The sequence below is a fragment of the Tissierella sp. QWL-11 genome (assembly GCF_058683765.1).
In genome coordinates this window covers 1,376,304-1,392,185 of the sequence record NZ_CM178750.1, presented here as the reverse complement: position 1 = coordinate 1,392,185, position 15,882 = coordinate 1,376,304, and the positions used below count along the sequence as shown (strand labels likewise).

Sequence of the window (15,882 nt, the reverse complement as noted above, 5' to 3'; positions counted from 1 at the left end):
TTTATAAAAGCTATTTATAACTATTTTTATTCATATTTCTATATTCTTAAATAAATATTTTCATGGCTTTAGAGCAGACTTGAAAATTAGCAGGCAACTCTCCCCCATACTCCCCATCTATATCTATAGCTATGTCTTTATCTGATTTAATTGTAATACTCTTTGTCTTGAAATAAATTACATTTGGATGATTTATATGTCCTCCTCTTAATACATTAAAAAATATATTTGCAAGTTCTGGAACATCGGAATTTTTAATTATAAGTACATCTAATAATCCATCTAATACATCTGCATCTGGAGCAAGTTTTCTAAATCCTCCTATAGACGAGCTGTTTGATATTAAAAATAATAATATCTTTTCATCTGAAGTATATTCTTCACTTTCAAACCTTACATTTATAGGTGCTAATCCTTGTCTTACTAATTCTATCAAGCCCTCAAAATAATAAGCCATTCTACCTAATAAAGCTTTTGCCTCTGGCTGTACTTGATATCCTACATTTGTTAGAATACCTCCAGCAGCAACATTAACAAAATAATCGTTACTAGTTTTCCCAATATCAATGTCAATAATCTTTCTCCTCTTTATCATTTCAAAAAAGTCATTGATATTATTTGGTATATTTAGATAGTTGGCAAAGTCATTTACTGTTCCAGTAGATAGTATTGCTACAGGAACCTTTCTTTGACTTTTAGCAATTCCTTTAGCCACCTCATTTACTGTACCATCTCCACCACATGCAATTATTATATCCCAATCTTCATTACAAGTTTTGATAGTCTCTTTCATAGCATCATCTTTCTTTTTAGTCATGAATTTTGCTACAGTATAGCCATCATCTAAAAGCAATTTCGTTAAATAATCTACTTTTCTCTCCGTTAATTGCTTACCTGAAGATGGGTTTAAAATTATCTTTACTTTCTCCATTTTAATTTAACCTCTCATAAACAAATATTATTTTATCTTAATATATAGTATAACAGTATTTCACTCTTAATCAATAAATATTATAAATTAAAAACAAAAAAACTATAGTTTACAAAAAGAACCCTAAAATAAGGGTTCCAAAATCATTTTTTCATTTTTTTTCTTATAATATCAACTATATCCTTAATGTAATCTACATAATCAGTAATGTTCATAGCATTATATTTTATATTCATTACAGTATCAACAATACCTTCAGTTACTTCATCTACACTAGTTGTAACTTTTTGTACAGTATTCTTTACATCATTTGTTGACGATTCAACTTTTTCAGTTATAGAGTTTACACTGTGAATTACTTCAGTTATCTCTGGTTTAATGTCTCTTAACATATCATTTGTTTCTCTAGTTATGTTATTTACATTTGTAGCAATTCCTGGTATCTGTTTTATAGTTGTATCTATTTGAGCTTGATTATCTTCTAAGGTCTGATTTATATTACTAAGTATTTTACTTACTTTCATCAATATCATTATTAAAAATACACCAACACCTATTCCCAATAAAAACAATATGAGTGTAAATAAATCTTGTACAGTTAAATTGGCGGTCATCCTCTCCCCCTCTTTCTATTTTTCTTTTGTTTTTTATAAATTTTAGTATTAGTTGTTTTTAATATCTTTTTTTATTTCTTCAGAGGTTTGTTTTGCAATTTCTTCTATACTTTCCATTCCGTCCTTTAAGTCTTGCTGTACATCTTTTTTAATATCTTCCATATCTTCTTTTGCATATTTTACATTATCTTTTATTGCGTTTTTTTTAGTTTTTAAATCTTCAACACCTTGTTTTACTTCGCTTGTTACCTTGTTTTTAATCTTTTCTACTTCATCCATTTTTTCATTTACTGTAGCTTTTACATTTCCAGCAACTTCTTTAGATTTTTCCGCTATTTCTTCTCTAGTTTCTTTACCAGATTTTGGAGCAAATAGTAATCCAGTTGCAGCTCCTATAGCTGTTCCAATAACTGTTCCAGTGACAACTTTTTTAGCAGTATCAACTTTTTTCTTTCTTTCAAGTTCCTTCTTTTTACTTTGAATCATTTCCTTTATTAACATTTCCATCTCTCCTTTTATAGTTTAACTTAAATTATTATATAACTGATAATACCCCAATTTTATCAATACAATCAATAAAGAGCTAATTTGTATAATAAATCTCTTTTGCCTTTCTTAATTATATTTACATTATTTTGTTTTTTTATACATATATAGTTTACCATACTTTTATATCGAAATAATTTTAAATTAATGTTAATATGGTATAAGTAATATAGAAAGGTGGTTTTTTACTTTATGGGTTCATTTTATAGATTAAAAGATTTTTTTATAAAACATAAATTTAAATATATAATAGGACTTTTTTCTTTACTCTTTGTAGATATAATTCAATTATTAGTACCTAGAATAATCGGAAATCTTACAGATGATTTTAGCAATAATGTTTTAGATAATGCTCTAATTGTTAAATACTCACTCTATATAATTATAACTGGATTATTAATAGGAATAGGTAGATTCTTTTGGAGAATTAATATAATCTCTACTTCAAGAGTATTAGAGTATGAATTGAGAAAAAAATTATTTAATCATCTATTAACTCTATCTCCAAATTATTTTAACAATCATAAGACTGGAGATTTAATGAGTCATGCAACTAATGATATAAATGCTGTAAGAATGTCTTTAAGTTTCGGAATTATAATTATGATAGACTCTATATTTATAATGATTCTATCTTTATTTATGATGATTAGAACTACTAGCTTAAAACTTACAATACTCGCTGTTTTTAATTTACCCATTATAATCTATCTTACTAGGAATTTTGGTAAGAGGATCTATAAAAGGTCTCGTATGGTTCAAGAATCATTTTCAAACTTAACAAATATAACTCAAGAAAGTTTTTCAGGAATAAGGGTTATTAAATCTTTTGTACAGGATGATCTTATCTCTAAAAAATTTCTGAAAGTAAGTAAAGAAAATCTAGAAAAAAACTTAAGCTTAGTTAAAATGTCCGGAGTTTTTACTCCTTTATTACAATTTATAGCTTCTATTAGTATTTTGATTACAATATTTTATGGAGGAAGACAAGTCATACTTGGATATATCTCTCTTGGAGATTTTGTAGCTTTTAACTCTTATTTAGGATTGCTTTCATTTCCTACACGAGGAATAGGTATAGTAATAAATGTATTACAAAGAGGTATGGCCTCTATGGACAGATTAAACTTAATATTTGATGAAAAACCCGAAATACAAAATCCTTCCAATGCAATGGAGAATAAGACCTTATCTGGTAAAGTGGAATTTAAAAATGTAAATTTTAGATATCAAAATACAAAATATAATGCCCTATCTAATATTAACTTTACTTTAAAGCCTGGCAATACTCTTGCTATTGTAGGAAAAACCGGTAGTGGTAAGACTACTCTAGTAAATACATTGTTAAGATTATACGATATAGATAATGGTGAAATACTATTAGATGAAAAAAACATTAAATCTTATAATTTAAAAGTCTTAAGAGAAAGTATAGGTTATATTCCTCAAGATAATTTTTTGTTCTCTAAAACCATCAAATACAATATTGGATTTGGATTTGAGAATCAAATCTCAGATGAGAGAATATACAAGGCTGCAAAATTTGCACAAGTTTATGATAATATAATAGATTTCCCTGATAAATTTGATACTCTTTTAGGAGAACGAGGGGTTACTCTTTCCGGCGGGCAAAAGCAAAGGGTATCTATTGCAAGGGCTATTATAAAAAACCCTTCTATTCTTATATTAGACGATAGTTTTTCAGCAGTTGACACTCAAACAGAAGAAAAAATACTGCAAAATTTAAAGGACTTTACTAAGGATAAAACTACTATAATCATTAGTCATAGAGTATCTACTATAAAATCTGCAGATGAAATTTTATACTTAGATGAGGGCAAAGTTGTTGAACGAGGCACACATGAAGAATTGATATTGTTAAATGGATTTTATAAGGATTTATACGAAAAACAACTATTAGAAGATAAAATAGGCAAGAATGAAAGGAGGCAATAGGCATGGACGAAAAAACATATAAAGAAAAAGACCAAAAATCATATGATTTTAAACTTATGAAAAGACTTTTGAAATATGCACTTCCCTACTGGAAATTCTTGTTGTTTTCTTTACTATTATTAATAGCTTTAACTGTTTTAGAATTATTAAATCCCTATCTTTTAAAAATAGCTATTGATGACTATATAAATATGGATCAAAAAGCTATCTATAAAGTAGAGCTGGATTATCCTATAGACGGAATAATCATTGGAGAATACAAATATATTAATGAAAAATCTTTAGACAATGGCCAAATAAATCATTTAGAAGCCAAAGAAAAAATGAAGATTCTAAATGATAATGATAAGTATTATCTAGTGGATTTTGAAGCTGAAAATATAGAAAATGGTAAAAGTTTAAGTATAGAAAAATATAGAGAGTTTAGAAGTTCTGATATAGAAGGTTTAAAGAAAATTTCCATCCTATTCTTTATAGTAATATCTTTTACTTTTATGTTTAATTATATACAAGTATATATCTTAAATTATACAGGTCAAAACATAATTTTTAATATAAGAAAAGAAGTATTTAATCATATAAAGAGCTTATCTATTGGATATTTTGATAAAAATCCTGTAGGTCGATTAGTCACAAGAGTAACCAACGATACAGAAACCTTAAATGAAATGTATACATCTGTACTAATCAATTTGTTTAAAGACATATTCATGATTTTAGGTATAATTATTATAATGATACGATTAGATTATACCTTAGCTTTCATATCCTTATCTTTAACACCTGTAATTTTTCTAATAACTATAATTTTTAGAAAGTATATTAGAGTGATATATAGATTAGGTCGAGTCCAATTAGCTAAAATAAATTCAAGTTTAAATGAAAATATATCTGGTGTTAAGATAGTTCAAATATTTAATAAGGAAAAAAAGGTATCTGAGGAATTTGATGATATAAATAGAGATTATCTGGAAACAAGAAAAAAAGAAGTACTGGCATTTGCAATTTTTCGTCCTTCAATTGAGATAATAAGATCCCTAGGAATAGCTTTACTTATATATTTTGGAGGAGGAAAAGTGATATCAAATTCAATTGAATTTGGAACATTATATCTTTTTATAAATTATCTGAGAAAGTTCTTTGTCCCTATTCTAGATTTAGCAGAAAAATATAATATCCTCCAATCTTCAATGGCTGCAAGTGAGAGAATATTTTCAGTCTTAGATACACATGAACATATAATAAATTATAATCCTGGTGAAAAAATTATAGACTTTAAAGGCAAAATAGAGTTTAAAAATGTTTGGTTTGCATATGAAGGCGAAAACTGGGTTTTAAAAAATATTAATTTCAAAATAAACCCTGGTGAAACAGTTGCTATTGTAGGGGCGACAGGTGCTGGTAAGTCTTCTATAATAAATTTATTAACTAGATTTTATGATATACAATATGGTGAAATTTTAATCGATGATATAAATATAAAAGATATTGATAAATATGAATTAAGAAAAGCTATTGGAGTTGTATTGCAGGATGTATTCATTTTTACAGGGGATATTAAGGATAATATTAGATTGAATCAAAAAGATATAAATATGGAAGAGATAAAAAAAGTTTCAAAATATGTTAATGCAGATAATTTTATAAATAAATTTCCAGATAAGTATAATGAAGCTGTAACGGAAAGAGGCTCTACTCTATCAGCTGGAGAAAAACAATTACTTGCATTTGCTAGAACTTTAGCATATAATCCAAAGATATTGATTCTAGATGAAGCTACTTCAAATATTGACACTGAAACTGAAATTCTAATCCAAGATGCTTTAAAGAAATTAATCAGGGGTCGAACTTCTATTGCTATTGCCCATAGACTTTCAACTATACAATATGCAGATAATATCATAGTGTTAAGCAATGGAGAAATAAAGGAAATGGGAAATCATCAAGAATTATTAAATAAAGAAGGAACCTATTATAAATTGTACAAACTTCAATATCAAAACAAAAACTAATTTAAACTTAGGAGTGTATTTAAAAATGTATGATTTTCATATTCACAGTGATTTTTCTATGGATTCTAAATCCTCTATGGATTCAATTTGTACTTCGGCTATAGATAAAAATTTAAAAGGTATCTGTTTTACAGACCATATAGACTTATCTGTTACAAAAAACAATTTAGATTTTAAATTCAGAATATCTGACTATTTAAAAAGTGTAAAGTCTTTAAAATATAGATATAGTGACAATCTTCAAGTATATACTGGTGTAGAAATAGGTATGCAGACCCATCTATTTAAAAGATATGATGAAATTATTAAAAATGCGGACTTTGATTTTGTAATTATGTCTATTCACTCACTTGGAGACAAATCTGAGTTTATACATGAGTTTTTAAGCTATACAGATCCTATAAAGGCACTAGAGGAATACTATAATGTAATGTATGATTGCGTTAAATCATTTAATAATTATGATGTTTTAGGACATATAGATTTTATAGATAGATATTTTGAAAACTACTCAGATATTCCTAAATATGATAGATTTTTACCTATGATAAAAAATATTTTAAAAGTAGTTATTGAGAAAAAGAAAGGTATAGAAATAAATACAGGTGGCATTAGATATGGTCTTGATTATCTCCACCCCAAGCCTTCTATTTTAAAGTTATATAAAGAATTAGGTGGTGAAATAATAACTATAGGCTCTGATGCACATAGTCCTGAATTTATAGGTAGTGATTTCAATCTTGTACAGGATAATCTAAAAAATTTAGGATTTAAAAAGTTTTATATTTTTAAAGAGAGAAAAAAAATTCCTATAAATTTATAAAAAGCTTTTATTAGATTATAAAAACACCTTCTAGATTAATCTAGAAGGTGTTTTTAACTTCCACAATGCCGCATTTTTATCTAATTCATACCCGCTATTATGCAGGTGGGTTTCCTGTTGATATATTTTAACTTCCTCTAAAAGGCATGCTAGCCTATACCAAACGTAGAATCCCGTATTATATATGTCGGTTGAATTATCTAAAACCACGAACACCGTAGAACATTTTTTATCTTTGATAACATTATATAATATAAATCATAAATTTTCAAGTTATATGTGCTGATTTCTGAAAATTTTTACATGTTCAAAATCTGGTTGATTTCATCTTCTGAAAGAACTTCTTTGTTTATAAGTTCTCCTGCAAGTTTTTCCAATTGATCTTTATTAGACTTTAAAATATTCATAGTTTCCTCATAGAGTTCTTCTAGTAGTTTTCTAGACCTTGAAATTAAACTATTATCTTGATTTAAATTTTTAGATCTCAGTACATTTAAGTTTAATAATCCTGTATATTCATCCATTCCATAAACACCTATCATTGTTAAAATCATATCTGTAGCTTTTTCTAAATCTGAACTAGCACCATTTGTAATATTTTCCTTTCCATAAATTATATCCTCAGCTGCTCTTCCTCCCAGAGCAATCTTTATATTAGATAAGATATCTGATTTGCTTTGATACATTTTTTCCGGTGGAATATTAAGACTAAATCCTCCTATACCTTTCGTACTAGGAATTATACTTACTTTTGTAACCCTATTTTTATCTGATACTTTCTTTGCTACTAAGGCATGTCCAGCTTCATGAAATGCAGTGATTTGTATATCTTTTTTATTTAAGCTAGCTCTACTTTTCTTTTCATCTCCAACTAAAGTCTTAAAATATGCCTTCTCTATATGTTCCTTTGTTATTTTTAAGGATTTATCTTTTACTGCAAACATTGCAGATTCATTTAAAAGATTTTCAAGCTTAGCACCACTAAAATAAATGGTTTCACTTGCTAATCTTTTAAAATCTATATCTTTTGAGATTGGCTTATTTTTACTGTGTAATTTTAAAATACTTTCTCTTGCATCTACATCAGGTAATGTAACCTCAATTTGCCTGTCAAATCTTCCAGGTCTTAATAGGGCTTCATCTAAAACATCTATCCTATTTGTTGCGGCTATTACTATTACCCCTTGATTTTCTTTAAAACCAGACATTTCCGCTAAAAGTGCATTTAAGGTTCTATCTCCTTCTTCACTTCCTGAAGTATTTCTTCCCTTACGCTTTTTACCTAATGAATCTATCTCATCAATAAATATAACTGACTTTCCATAGCTTTTAGCAGTTTTAAATAGATCTCTTATTCTACTTGCTCCAAGTCCAGCGTATACTTGTACAAAATCAGATCCAGATACAGCTAATATAGGTACTCCTGCTTCCCCTGCTAAAGCTTTTGCAAGCAAAGTCTTACCAGTTCCTGGGGGACCATATAATAATACTCCCCTGGGTAATCTTGCGCCATAGCTACTATATATATCAGGATCATTTATAAAATCTACCATCTCTTTTAAAGATTCTTTTGCTTCTTCATTTCCAGCCACATCTTTAAATTTTATACTTGTATTTGAAGTACTACTATCTATTTTAGATAAACTATTTATTTCCTTTTCTGCTTCTTTAGATCTATTCTTCTTTAAATAGATGATAAAGAGAAAAAGTCCTACTGTCAAAATTAAAAATATAGCGATATCTTTTGCCCCCATATCTTCTTCTATTACTTCTATGTTATTTAACAATAGCTCCTTTTTAAAATCTAAAGTCCTAGGATTGTCCGTTATAAGTTTAGTATTATCATTTAATATTACTCCAATTTTAGAAGAGTTTCCTAATTTCACAGTTTTTATGTTTCCGTCTTCCATTTGTTCTAAAAATACTGTGAAAGATATATACTCTGTCTTCGTATTTTTATTAATATAAAAAACTCCACTAATAATTGAAATAATTAAAAGCAAAGATATAGCTAAGTATTTGTGTCTATTTTTCAAATAAATCCCCTTTCTATCTATATGTTTATACTTAATTATATCATTGTAAAAATTTGATGTCTATTTCCTTGTTTTGTAATTGCAAGAAGATAAAACCTAAAAAAGCCAGGGATTCCCCTAGCTTTTCTCTTCTTCATTTAACATTTCTAAAACCTTATCAAGCTTTTCAATTTGATCCTCTGACAATAGAGGTCTTATGCTCTCTAATTTGTCAAACATCGAATTATATTCATCTTTAGTCATATCTTCCTTCATTTCATCATTCAATCTAATGATTTCAACAAATATATCCTTTTCAGATTTATCCTCATATTTTTTTGTCATATCTTTTATTTTATCCATCTTTTCCTCATCTAAATATTCATCTTTCATATTTTTGAAAATATCTTCTTTATTCATATATTATCAATCCTCCTAAGCCTTTTTACTAATCTATGATAAAAATTTTTATTATAGTACTTATAAAAGTAAACAATAGGATTTATAAGCATATAATATAAATATGATTAAAACTAGGAGGTAGATTATGAATATTGAAATGATATTAATACTAGCTTTAACTTTGTTTAATAGTAAAGATAAAGAAAGCAAAGAACTACATATTCTTAAGGATTATATTACAACTATACAAATTGACCCTATTTACACTCAAAAGAAAATAGATATAGTAAAAAAAATAGCTCCATTACTACCTAACAAATATCTTAAACCTACAAATCAATCTATTTTATATGCACTAAGCATGGTAAAGATAATTGAAATAAAAAATATATTTGATGATGCTGAAAGTATCGAAAATGCTAGTGTTCCTATAAAAGATAATAAGGATAGATTAAATAAAATAATGGCTATTTTAAAAGAAGAATCTTTAAATACAGACTTTACTAATATGAGTACAGCTATGAATATTTTAATGAATTTAGATAAATATAAAAATTTACTAAATGTGTTTATGAAACTAAATAATGACAATGGTGAAGCAAAAGATAATACTAAATTAATAGAGATAACACAAGCTTTAATGGGTGATGAAAAAGATGGAAAAGATACTAAAGAAATGAAAAAAATGATTCAGATAATCAATTTATTAAACTCCCCTAAAAAAGAGGATAAAAGCCAAGCTGCTAATACAGATTAAATAATTTCCTATCCCCCTTACAAATAGTTGTATTTATTATATAATATAGATACAACTATGCTTCAGGAGGTATTCAATGAAAGTCAAAGAAAATAGAAAGATTAATATAATATCAAACAGAAATTTTGAATCAAAAAAGACAAGTCTAAAATTAAGAGAATTACTAATCCAGAGAGGTTTTTTAGTGTCAGAAAAATATTCCAATAATGCAGAATTAAATATATGTGTTGGAGGTGATGGATCTTTTTTAAGAGCTATCCACAAAAATAATTTCCCCAAGATACCATTTATAGGGATAAACACTGGACATTTAGGATTTTTCCAAGAAATTAAACCTTCTGAAATAGATAAATTTATAGTAGATTATATAAATAAAAATTATATTGTAGAAGAAATTTTTTTATTAGAAACAAGGGTACATACAAAAGATAAATCTTACTATCTAAAAAGTGTAAATGAAATTGTAATAAAGGGAGATAAATCTAAAGTACTTCATTTAAACCTTTTCATTAATGGAAATCATTTAGAAAGTTTTAGCGGAGATGGACTTATTATATCTACTCCAGCTGGGAGTACAGCATATAATTATTCTAGTGGTGGAAGCATAATCTACCCTACATTAAATGCTATGCAAGTCACTCCCTTATCTCCTATTATCTCTAAAAGTTATAGATCTTTACCAAATAGTTTAGTTGTCCCAGGAGATTTAACCATCAATATAAAACCTAGTAGTAATTATAGAAACTCTACTCTAGTTGTAAATGACGGTATGGAATTTAAGTATAATAATATTTCTTACATAGAATTTCTTATTTCAAATAAAAAAATATATAAATTAAACTTTAATAAAGATATGTATTGGAATAATCTAAAAGATAAATTTCTATAAAAAAATGCCCTTAGAAGGGCATTTTTTTATAGTCTTATATAGTTTTATCTAGTTCATCAATTAATTCTTCAAACAATTTAAGCGCATCTTCTACAGGTTCTTTAGTATTCATATCTACACCTGCTCTTTTTAATACTTCAATAGGATAATCTGAGCTACCACTTTTTAAGAAGTCTATATATTTAGCTACTGCTCCAGGCTCTCTATTTAGTATCTTTTTAGATAGAGAAATGGCTGCCGCAAATCCAGTTGCATATTGAAATACATAGAAATTATAGTAAAAGTGTGGGATTCTAGCCCATTCCATTGCAATTTCTTCATCTATTACTATGTCATTACCATAATAAGACCTATTTAAATTTTTATAAGTGTTCTTTAGATAATCTGCAGTCAATGCTCCTCCACTTTCTAAATGTTTATTTATTATATTTTCAAATTCTGCAAACATGGTCTGTCTGAACATAGTAGTTCTAAACTTTTCTACATAATGATTTAACATATATGCTTTTTCTTTTTTATCCTTACTATTTTTAATCATATAATCCATAAGTATAGCTTCATTTACAGTAGAAGCTACCTCTGCTACAAATATGCTATAATTACCATATATATATGGTTGATTTTTTCTAGTAAAGTAACTGTGTAAAGAATGTCCCATTTCATGAGCAATTGTAAACATATTATCTAGTGTTTCCTGATAGTTTAGTAAAATATATGGTTTACTATCATAGGACCCACTTGAATATGCTCCAGATCTTTTCCCTCTATTTGGATGTATGTCTATCCATCTGGAATTTAAACCTTCATCTAAAACTTTTAAATATTCATCCTCAAGGGGTTCTAAGGCTTTTTTTATCTTTTGAATACTCTCTTTATAACTTGGTTTAAACTCTACTTCTTCCACAAGAGGAGTATAAATATCATACATATGAAGTTCTTCCAAGTTTAACACTCTTTTTCTAAGCTCCATATATTTATGCATAGTATTTAATTTTCCCCTTACAGCTTCAAGTAAATTATCATATACAGCTTCTGGAATATTATTACCATCTAAGGATGCCTCCCTAGATGAATTATAGTTTCTTATTTTGGTGTGAAATATATTATTCTTTATTTCTCCATCTAAAGTTGCAGCAAATGTATTCTTAAAGTTTTCATAAACTCCATAGAAAGTCTCAAAGACATTTCTACTTACTTCTCTATTCTTAGATTCCATCATTGGGATAAAATTACTATGACTTAGTTCTATATCATTTCCATCTTCATCTCTTACAATTGGAAATTTCATATCTGCATCATTTAACATTGAAAATATTTTACTAGGAGAGCCTCCAACTTCTCCCATCTGAGCTAAAATTGACTCTTCCCGTGGTGATAAAATATGAGATTTTTGTCTCAATATATCCTCAAGGAATTTTTTATATAATTTTAACTCTTCTTTCTCTTTCATAAATTTTTCTAACTGTTCTTTATTTAAATTTAGTATCTGTGGAACTAAAAATGAAGTTTTTTCTGATATATCTACATATAGTTTTAGACCCTTATCTGATAATTCTTGAGAATTAACATTTTGAGTATCTTCATCAAATTTCATATGTGAATATGCATATAAGTTTTCCGTTTTTCTAAATAATTCATCTCTATCTTTTAAGGCTTTTAATAAATTTTCACTATTTAAGGTGAATTTATCCTTATGATATTTAAATTCATCAGCTAATTTAGTTACTTCTTGATACTCCTCTTCCCATTCATCTTTATTTTTAAATAAAGATTCTAAATCCCAAGTATCTTCTAATTTTATATCCTTTCTATCTAATATGTCCAATCTTATTTCCTCCTAAAATTTAATATTGTTTAAAGCATGAATTATAATCTCTCTTGCAATAGGTGCTGCAGTGCTGCCTCCAGTGGAACCTTCCTCTTCTAGCATTACTACAACTGCTATTTTAGGATCATCTGCAGGGGCAAATCCTACAAACCATCCATGATCTTTTTCTGAAGCATTTTGAGCTGTTCCTGTCTTTCCTGCTACTTTTACATTCTTGATACTAGCCTTTTTACCAGTTCCAGTTTTTACAACCTCTACCATCATCTCTTTTATCTCATTAGCTATAATATTATTTACAGAATTAGATAAGATTTCTGTTTCTATCTCTTTAACTACTTTTCCATTTTTATTTATTATTTGATTCACTAATATAGGTTTTACCATCTGCCCATAATTTGCTATAGATGAAACAGAGAGTAACATATTTAAAGGAGTTACAAGTACTTCTCCCTGTCCAATAGCAGAAGCAGCTATTTGAGTTTTTCCTAAATTATTTTTATATTGGAATACAGATTTCTTAACAGGTAGACTAAAATCTATTGATTTATTTATTAAAAAATCTTCAGATACTCTCCCTAAATTATCTTTACCAACTTCAGTAGCCTTTTCAGCAAAATATGTATTACAAGATTTTGCCAGTGCCTGTTTTAAATTTATATTACCATGTGCCTTTTGATTGTAATCACTAAATATATATCCATCTATCTTTGTTTGTCCTGTACAAGTATAATCTCTATTAATCTCTGAATCTTGTAAGATAGCTGCTGAACTTATTATCTTAAATATAGACCCTGGAGGATATAGTCCTTGAGTAGCTCTATTAAACAGGGGACTATCAGGTGATTCTACAATGTTTTTCCAATTCTCTTTTAAATTAGAGGTATCAAAGTCAGGCAAACTAACCATAGAATAAATCTCACCTGTTTTAGGATTCATAGTTATTATGGAGCCTTTTTTTCCTTTTAATAAATTTCTAGATTTCTCTTGTAAGCCATGGTCTACAGTAAGCTTTATATCATTTCCAACACTATTTTTAACTACTAAATTTTTTATCTCATTTATAGCTGTATTCTCATCTATGTCCAACAAAGCATTATTGAAGGATAACTCTAATCCTGTTTTGCCATATTCTCTATAACTATATCCAATTATATGGCTATATAGACTCCCATATTTATAAAATCTTTTATTTGATTCTTTATCACTATAGACTAATACTTTTCCATTTCTATCTATTATAGATCCCCTCAATGTATTTTCTTCATTTATCCATAATCTTTTATTATATGAATTTGCCTTTATAGTATCTGACTTAAAAACTTGAAAATAACTTAAATATCCAATTAAAATTATAAATACAAGGCAAAAACTTGTTAAAACCATAATTATTCGTTTATTTTCTCTATTCATCAATTTCTACCTTCCAATCTAAATCTTCCGATGCAACTTGTAATATTCCAAGGGCTATAAAATTAGATATTAGAGAACTACCTCCATATGACACAAATGGTAAAGTTATACCTGTAAGTGGGAGTAATTTCATAACTCCACCTAATATAATTATAGATTGAATACCAAAAAGTATACTAATACCTAAGGCCATGATCTTTAAAAATTTATTATTTTGACTTATAGAAATTTTAAAACCTCTATATATTAAGATCAAAAACAACATAATAATTCCTATACCAGTAAAGATCCCCATCTCCTCACAAATAGCAGAAAATATAAAGTCATTGTAAGCCAAGGGAATAAAATTTGGATAACCTAGACCTATGCCCTTTCCAAAAAAACCACCCTCTGCTATGGCAAATAAAGATTGGGTAATTTGATACCCTGTGGTATCCATATATTTCCATGGATCTATCCAAGTAGCTATTCTTATTTTCACATGATTAAATAAAAAATAGGAAACCACACTTCCCACTAAAAATAATCCTAAATTATATAAAATCAACTTTCTATCTTCTTCATATATAAATTGTAAAGCTATAAATATTCCATAAAATATAAGTGCCATCCCTAGATCCCTTTGTAAAAATAAAAATCCTATAAAAGAATATAAAATTCCTAAAAGATAATAGGATGAGAATTTGTTCTGTTTATATTTATTATAATTTGAATAATATATACTTATTATTAATATAAATAGAATTTTTATAATTTCAGCTGGTTGGATACTTACCCCTCCAATCCTAATCCAATTTATGGCTCCATATCTTCTTTCTCCTAAAATTAAGGTCATTAAAAACAATACATAAGAGAAAGCTAAATATATATATAAATTTTTATCCCAAATTCTAATATATTTAAATATAAAATAAGAAAAATAAAATACTACTATACCTAGAGATATCCAAATCAATTGTTTTACACCCATAGCTGGATCTATTCTATATATCATGATTATACCTATTGAAAGCAACATAGTTACTATTAAAAATATATAATTATCTCCACTTGATACCCTCAACAATATATAGTTTGATATATATATAATTAATATAAATACTATTCCTGTAATAAATATATCTTTATTTAAACTATCTATTTGATAAAAAAACAAGAGGCCTAATGCCAATATTTCATATAAAAACAATAGCCTCCTAGGTATTTTACTACTAATTTCATTTTTAAGCATATATTTTCCTACTCTCTATTTACAAATAAAAATTCTACATTGCCAGTCTTTATTATATCTCCACTATTTAGCCTGGCCGTGTCTTGGATTATTTCTCCATTTAGTTGTGTGCCATTTTTACTATTTAAATCTTCCAAATAATATTCTTCCTCATCTTCTACAATTTTAAAATGTTCTTTAGATACAAAAAGATCATTTATAACTATATCATTATCTTTTTTTCTCCCAAGTGTCAATATACCTTCTATAGGATAATACTCATCTATTTTAAAAGGTAATGAGTCTTTTCTATTTATTAATTTAAGATAAGCATCTGCTTCTAAATTTTTAAAATCCATATTTTTAATATCTAAATATATAAGTCTAATTATGCTAAAGATAAACATATAGATAATTATTATAAAGATATATTTAAATAATAATGAAATAATTTCAAACATAAAATTCCTCCAAAAGTTTCTATTCTCT

14 protein-coding genes and 1 other RNA gene are annotated in these 15,882 nt (G+C 27.1%); 5 read left to right on the top strand and 10 right to left on the bottom strand.

Going from position 1 to position 15,882, the window contains the following annotated elements; all coding sequences use genetic code 11:
* Positions 1-46: 46 nt before the first annotated feature.
* From AC4PG3_RS06620 to AC4PG3_RS06610, 3 genes are all read right to left on the bottom strand, one after another.
* Positions 47-931: a diacylglycerol/lipid kinase family protein gene (locus AC4PG3_RS06620; RefSeq protein WP_492195891.1), complete on the bottom strand. Its 885-nt coding sequence runs from the start codon at positions 929-931 to the stop codon at positions 47-49.
* Between the two features lie 143 nt (positions 932-1,074).
* Positions 1,075-1,545, bottom strand: a complete 471-nt coding sequence (locus AC4PG3_RS06615) for a hypothetical protein (RefSeq protein ID WP_492195890.1) — start codon at positions 1,543-1,545, stop codon at positions 1,075-1,077.
* Between the two features lie 48 nt (positions 1,546-1,593).
* Complete coding sequence (locus AC4PG3_RS06610) at positions 1,594-2,046, bottom strand: YtxH domain-containing protein (RefSeq protein WP_492195889.1); 453 nt, start codon at positions 2,044-2,046, stop codon at positions 1,594-1,596.
* A gap of 237 nt (positions 2,047-2,283) precedes the next feature.
* On the opposite strand from AC4PG3_RS06610, the gene AC4PG3_RS06605 reads away from it, so the two are divergent.
* Genes AC4PG3_RS06605 through AC4PG3_RS06595 form a run of 3 tightly spaced genes read left to right on the top strand, consistent with a single transcriptional unit; the run spans position 2,284 to position 6,882 of the window.
* Positions 2,284-4,047, top strand: coding sequence for an ABC transporter ATP-binding protein (locus tag AC4PG3_RS06605; protein WP_492195888.1), 1,764 nt, complete (start codon positions 2,284-2,286; stop codon positions 4,045-4,047).
* A 2-nt stretch (positions 4,048-4,049) separates the two neighbouring features.
* Complete coding sequence (locus AC4PG3_RS06600) at positions 4,050-6,059, top strand: ABC transporter ATP-binding protein (RefSeq protein WP_492195887.1); 2,010 nt, start codon at positions 4,050-4,052, stop codon at positions 6,057-6,059.
* A gap of 25 nt (positions 6,060-6,084) precedes the next feature.
* Complete coding sequence (locus tag AC4PG3_RS06595) at positions 6,085-6,882, top strand: histidinol-phosphatase HisJ family protein (RefSeq protein ID WP_492195886.1); 798 nt, start codon at positions 6,085-6,087, stop codon at positions 6,880-6,882.
* Positions 6,883-6,935: 53 nt separating this feature from the next.
* On the opposite strand, the gene ssrS is transcribed toward AC4PG3_RS06595, so the two are convergent.
* The 3 genes from ssrS to AC4PG3_RS06580 all read right to left on the bottom strand — a co-directional run bounded on the left by ssrS (position 6,936) and on the right by AC4PG3_RS06580 (position 9,317).
* Positions 6,936-7,109, bottom strand: a non-coding RNA gene (gene ssrS, locus AC4PG3_RS06590) — 6S RNA.
* Positions 7,110-7,181: 72 nt separating this feature from the next.
* Positions 7,182-8,918 carry an ATP-dependent metallopeptidase FtsH/Yme1/Tma family protein gene (locus tag AC4PG3_RS06585; protein ID WP_492195885.1) on the bottom strand — a complete coding sequence of 579 codons (1,737 nt, stop codon included), beginning with the start codon at positions 8,916-8,918 and terminating at the stop codon, positions 7,182-7,184.
* Between the two features lie 117 nt (positions 8,919-9,035).
* On the bottom strand, positions 9,036-9,317 hold the full coding sequence (locus AC4PG3_RS06580; protein WP_492195884.1) for a hypothetical protein: 282 nt from the start codon (positions 9,315-9,317) through the stop codon (positions 9,036-9,038).
* Between the two features lie 127 nt (positions 9,318-9,444).
* Here AC4PG3_RS06580 and AC4PG3_RS06575 point away from each other — a divergent pair, with 127 nt between their 5' ends.
* On the top strand, positions 9,445-10,056 hold the full coding sequence (locus AC4PG3_RS06575; protein WP_492195883.1) for a hypothetical protein: 612 nt from the start codon (positions 9,445-9,447) through the stop codon (positions 10,054-10,056).
* Positions 10,057-10,132: 76 nt separating this feature from the next.
* Entirely contained in the window at positions 10,133-10,945 is an 813-nt protein-coding gene (locus AC4PG3_RS06570) for an NAD(+)/NADH kinase (RefSeq protein ID WP_492195882.1), read from the top strand.
* 34 nt (positions 10,946-10,979) lie between these two features.
* Here AC4PG3_RS06570 and pepF read toward each other — a convergent pair whose 3' ends face one another.
* Genes pepF through AC4PG3_RS06550 form a run of 4 tightly spaced genes read right to left on the bottom strand, consistent with a single transcriptional unit; the run spans position 10,980 to position 15,854 of the window.
* Positions 10,980-12,770 carry an oligoendopeptidase F gene (pepF, locus tag AC4PG3_RS06565; protein WP_492195881.1) on the bottom strand — a complete coding sequence of 597 codons (1,791 nt, stop codon included), beginning with the start codon at positions 12,768-12,770 and terminating at the stop codon, positions 10,980-10,982.
* A 12-nt stretch (positions 12,771-12,782) separates the two neighbouring features.
* Positions 12,783-14,183: a peptidoglycan D,D-transpeptidase FtsI family protein gene (locus tag AC4PG3_RS06560; RefSeq protein ID WP_492195880.1), complete on the bottom strand. Its 1,401-nt coding sequence runs from the start codon at positions 14,181-14,183 to the stop codon at positions 12,783-12,785.
* Positions 14,176-15,414 (bottom strand): FtsW/RodA/SpoVE family cell cycle protein, encoded by a 1,239-nt coding sequence (locus tag AC4PG3_RS06555; RefSeq protein WP_492195879.1) that lies wholly within the window; start codon positions 15,412-15,414, stop codon positions 14,176-14,178. Before AC4PG3_RS06555 ends, AC4PG3_RS06560 begins: the two co-directional genes overlap by 8 nt.
* A gap of 8 nt (positions 15,415-15,422) precedes the next feature.
* Positions 15,423-15,854, bottom strand: a complete 432-nt coding sequence (locus AC4PG3_RS06550; RefSeq protein WP_492195878.1) for an FHA domain-containing protein — start codon at positions 15,852-15,854, stop codon at positions 15,423-15,425.
* Positions 15,855-15,882: the final 28 nt, after the last annotated feature.

Bases quoted from the DNA above. Each gene is read 5' to 3' on its own strand.
- AC4PG3_RS06620 (WP_492195891.1), bottom strand. From the start codon at position 931: ATGGAGAAAGTAAAGATAATTTTAAACCCATCTTCAGGTAAGCAATTA.
- AC4PG3_RS06615 (WP_492195890.1), bottom strand. From the start codon at position 1,545: ATGACCGCCAATTTAACTGTACAAGATTTATTTACACTCATATTGTTT.
- AC4PG3_RS06610 (WP_492195889.1), bottom strand. From the start codon at position 2,046: ATGTTAATAAAGGAAATGATTCAAAGTAAAAAGAAGGAACTTGAAAGA.
- AC4PG3_RS06605 (WP_492195888.1), top strand. From the start codon at position 2,284: ATGGGTTCATTTTATAGATTAAAAGATTTTTTTATAAAACATAAATTT.
- AC4PG3_RS06600 (WP_492195887.1), top strand. From the start codon at position 4,050: ATGGACGAAAAAACATATAAAGAAAAAGACCAAAAATCATATGATTTT.
- AC4PG3_RS06595 (WP_492195886.1), top strand. From the start codon at position 6,085: ATGTATGATTTTCATATTCACAGTGATTTTTCTATGGATTCTAAATCC.
- AC4PG3_RS06580 (WP_492195884.1), bottom strand. From the start codon at position 9,317: ATGAATAAAGAAGATATTTTCAAAAATATGAAAGATGAATATTTAGAT.
- AC4PG3_RS06575 (WP_492195883.1), top strand. From the start codon at position 9,445: ATGAATATTGAAATGATATTAATACTAGCTTTAACTTTGTTTAATAGT.
- AC4PG3_RS06570 (WP_492195882.1), top strand. From the start codon at position 10,133: ATGAAAGTCAAAGAAAATAGAAAGATTAATATAATATCAAACAGAAAT.
- AC4PG3_RS06560 (WP_492195880.1), bottom strand. From the start codon at position 14,183: ATGAATAGAGAAAATAAACGAATAATTATGGTTTTAACAAGTTTTTGC.
- AC4PG3_RS06555 (WP_492195879.1), bottom strand. From the start codon at position 15,414: ATGCTTAAAAATGAAATTAGTAGTAAAATACCTAGGAGGCTATTGTTT.
- AC4PG3_RS06550 (WP_492195878.1), bottom strand. From the start codon at position 15,854: ATGTTTGAAATTATTTCATTATTATTTAAATATATCTTTATAATAATT.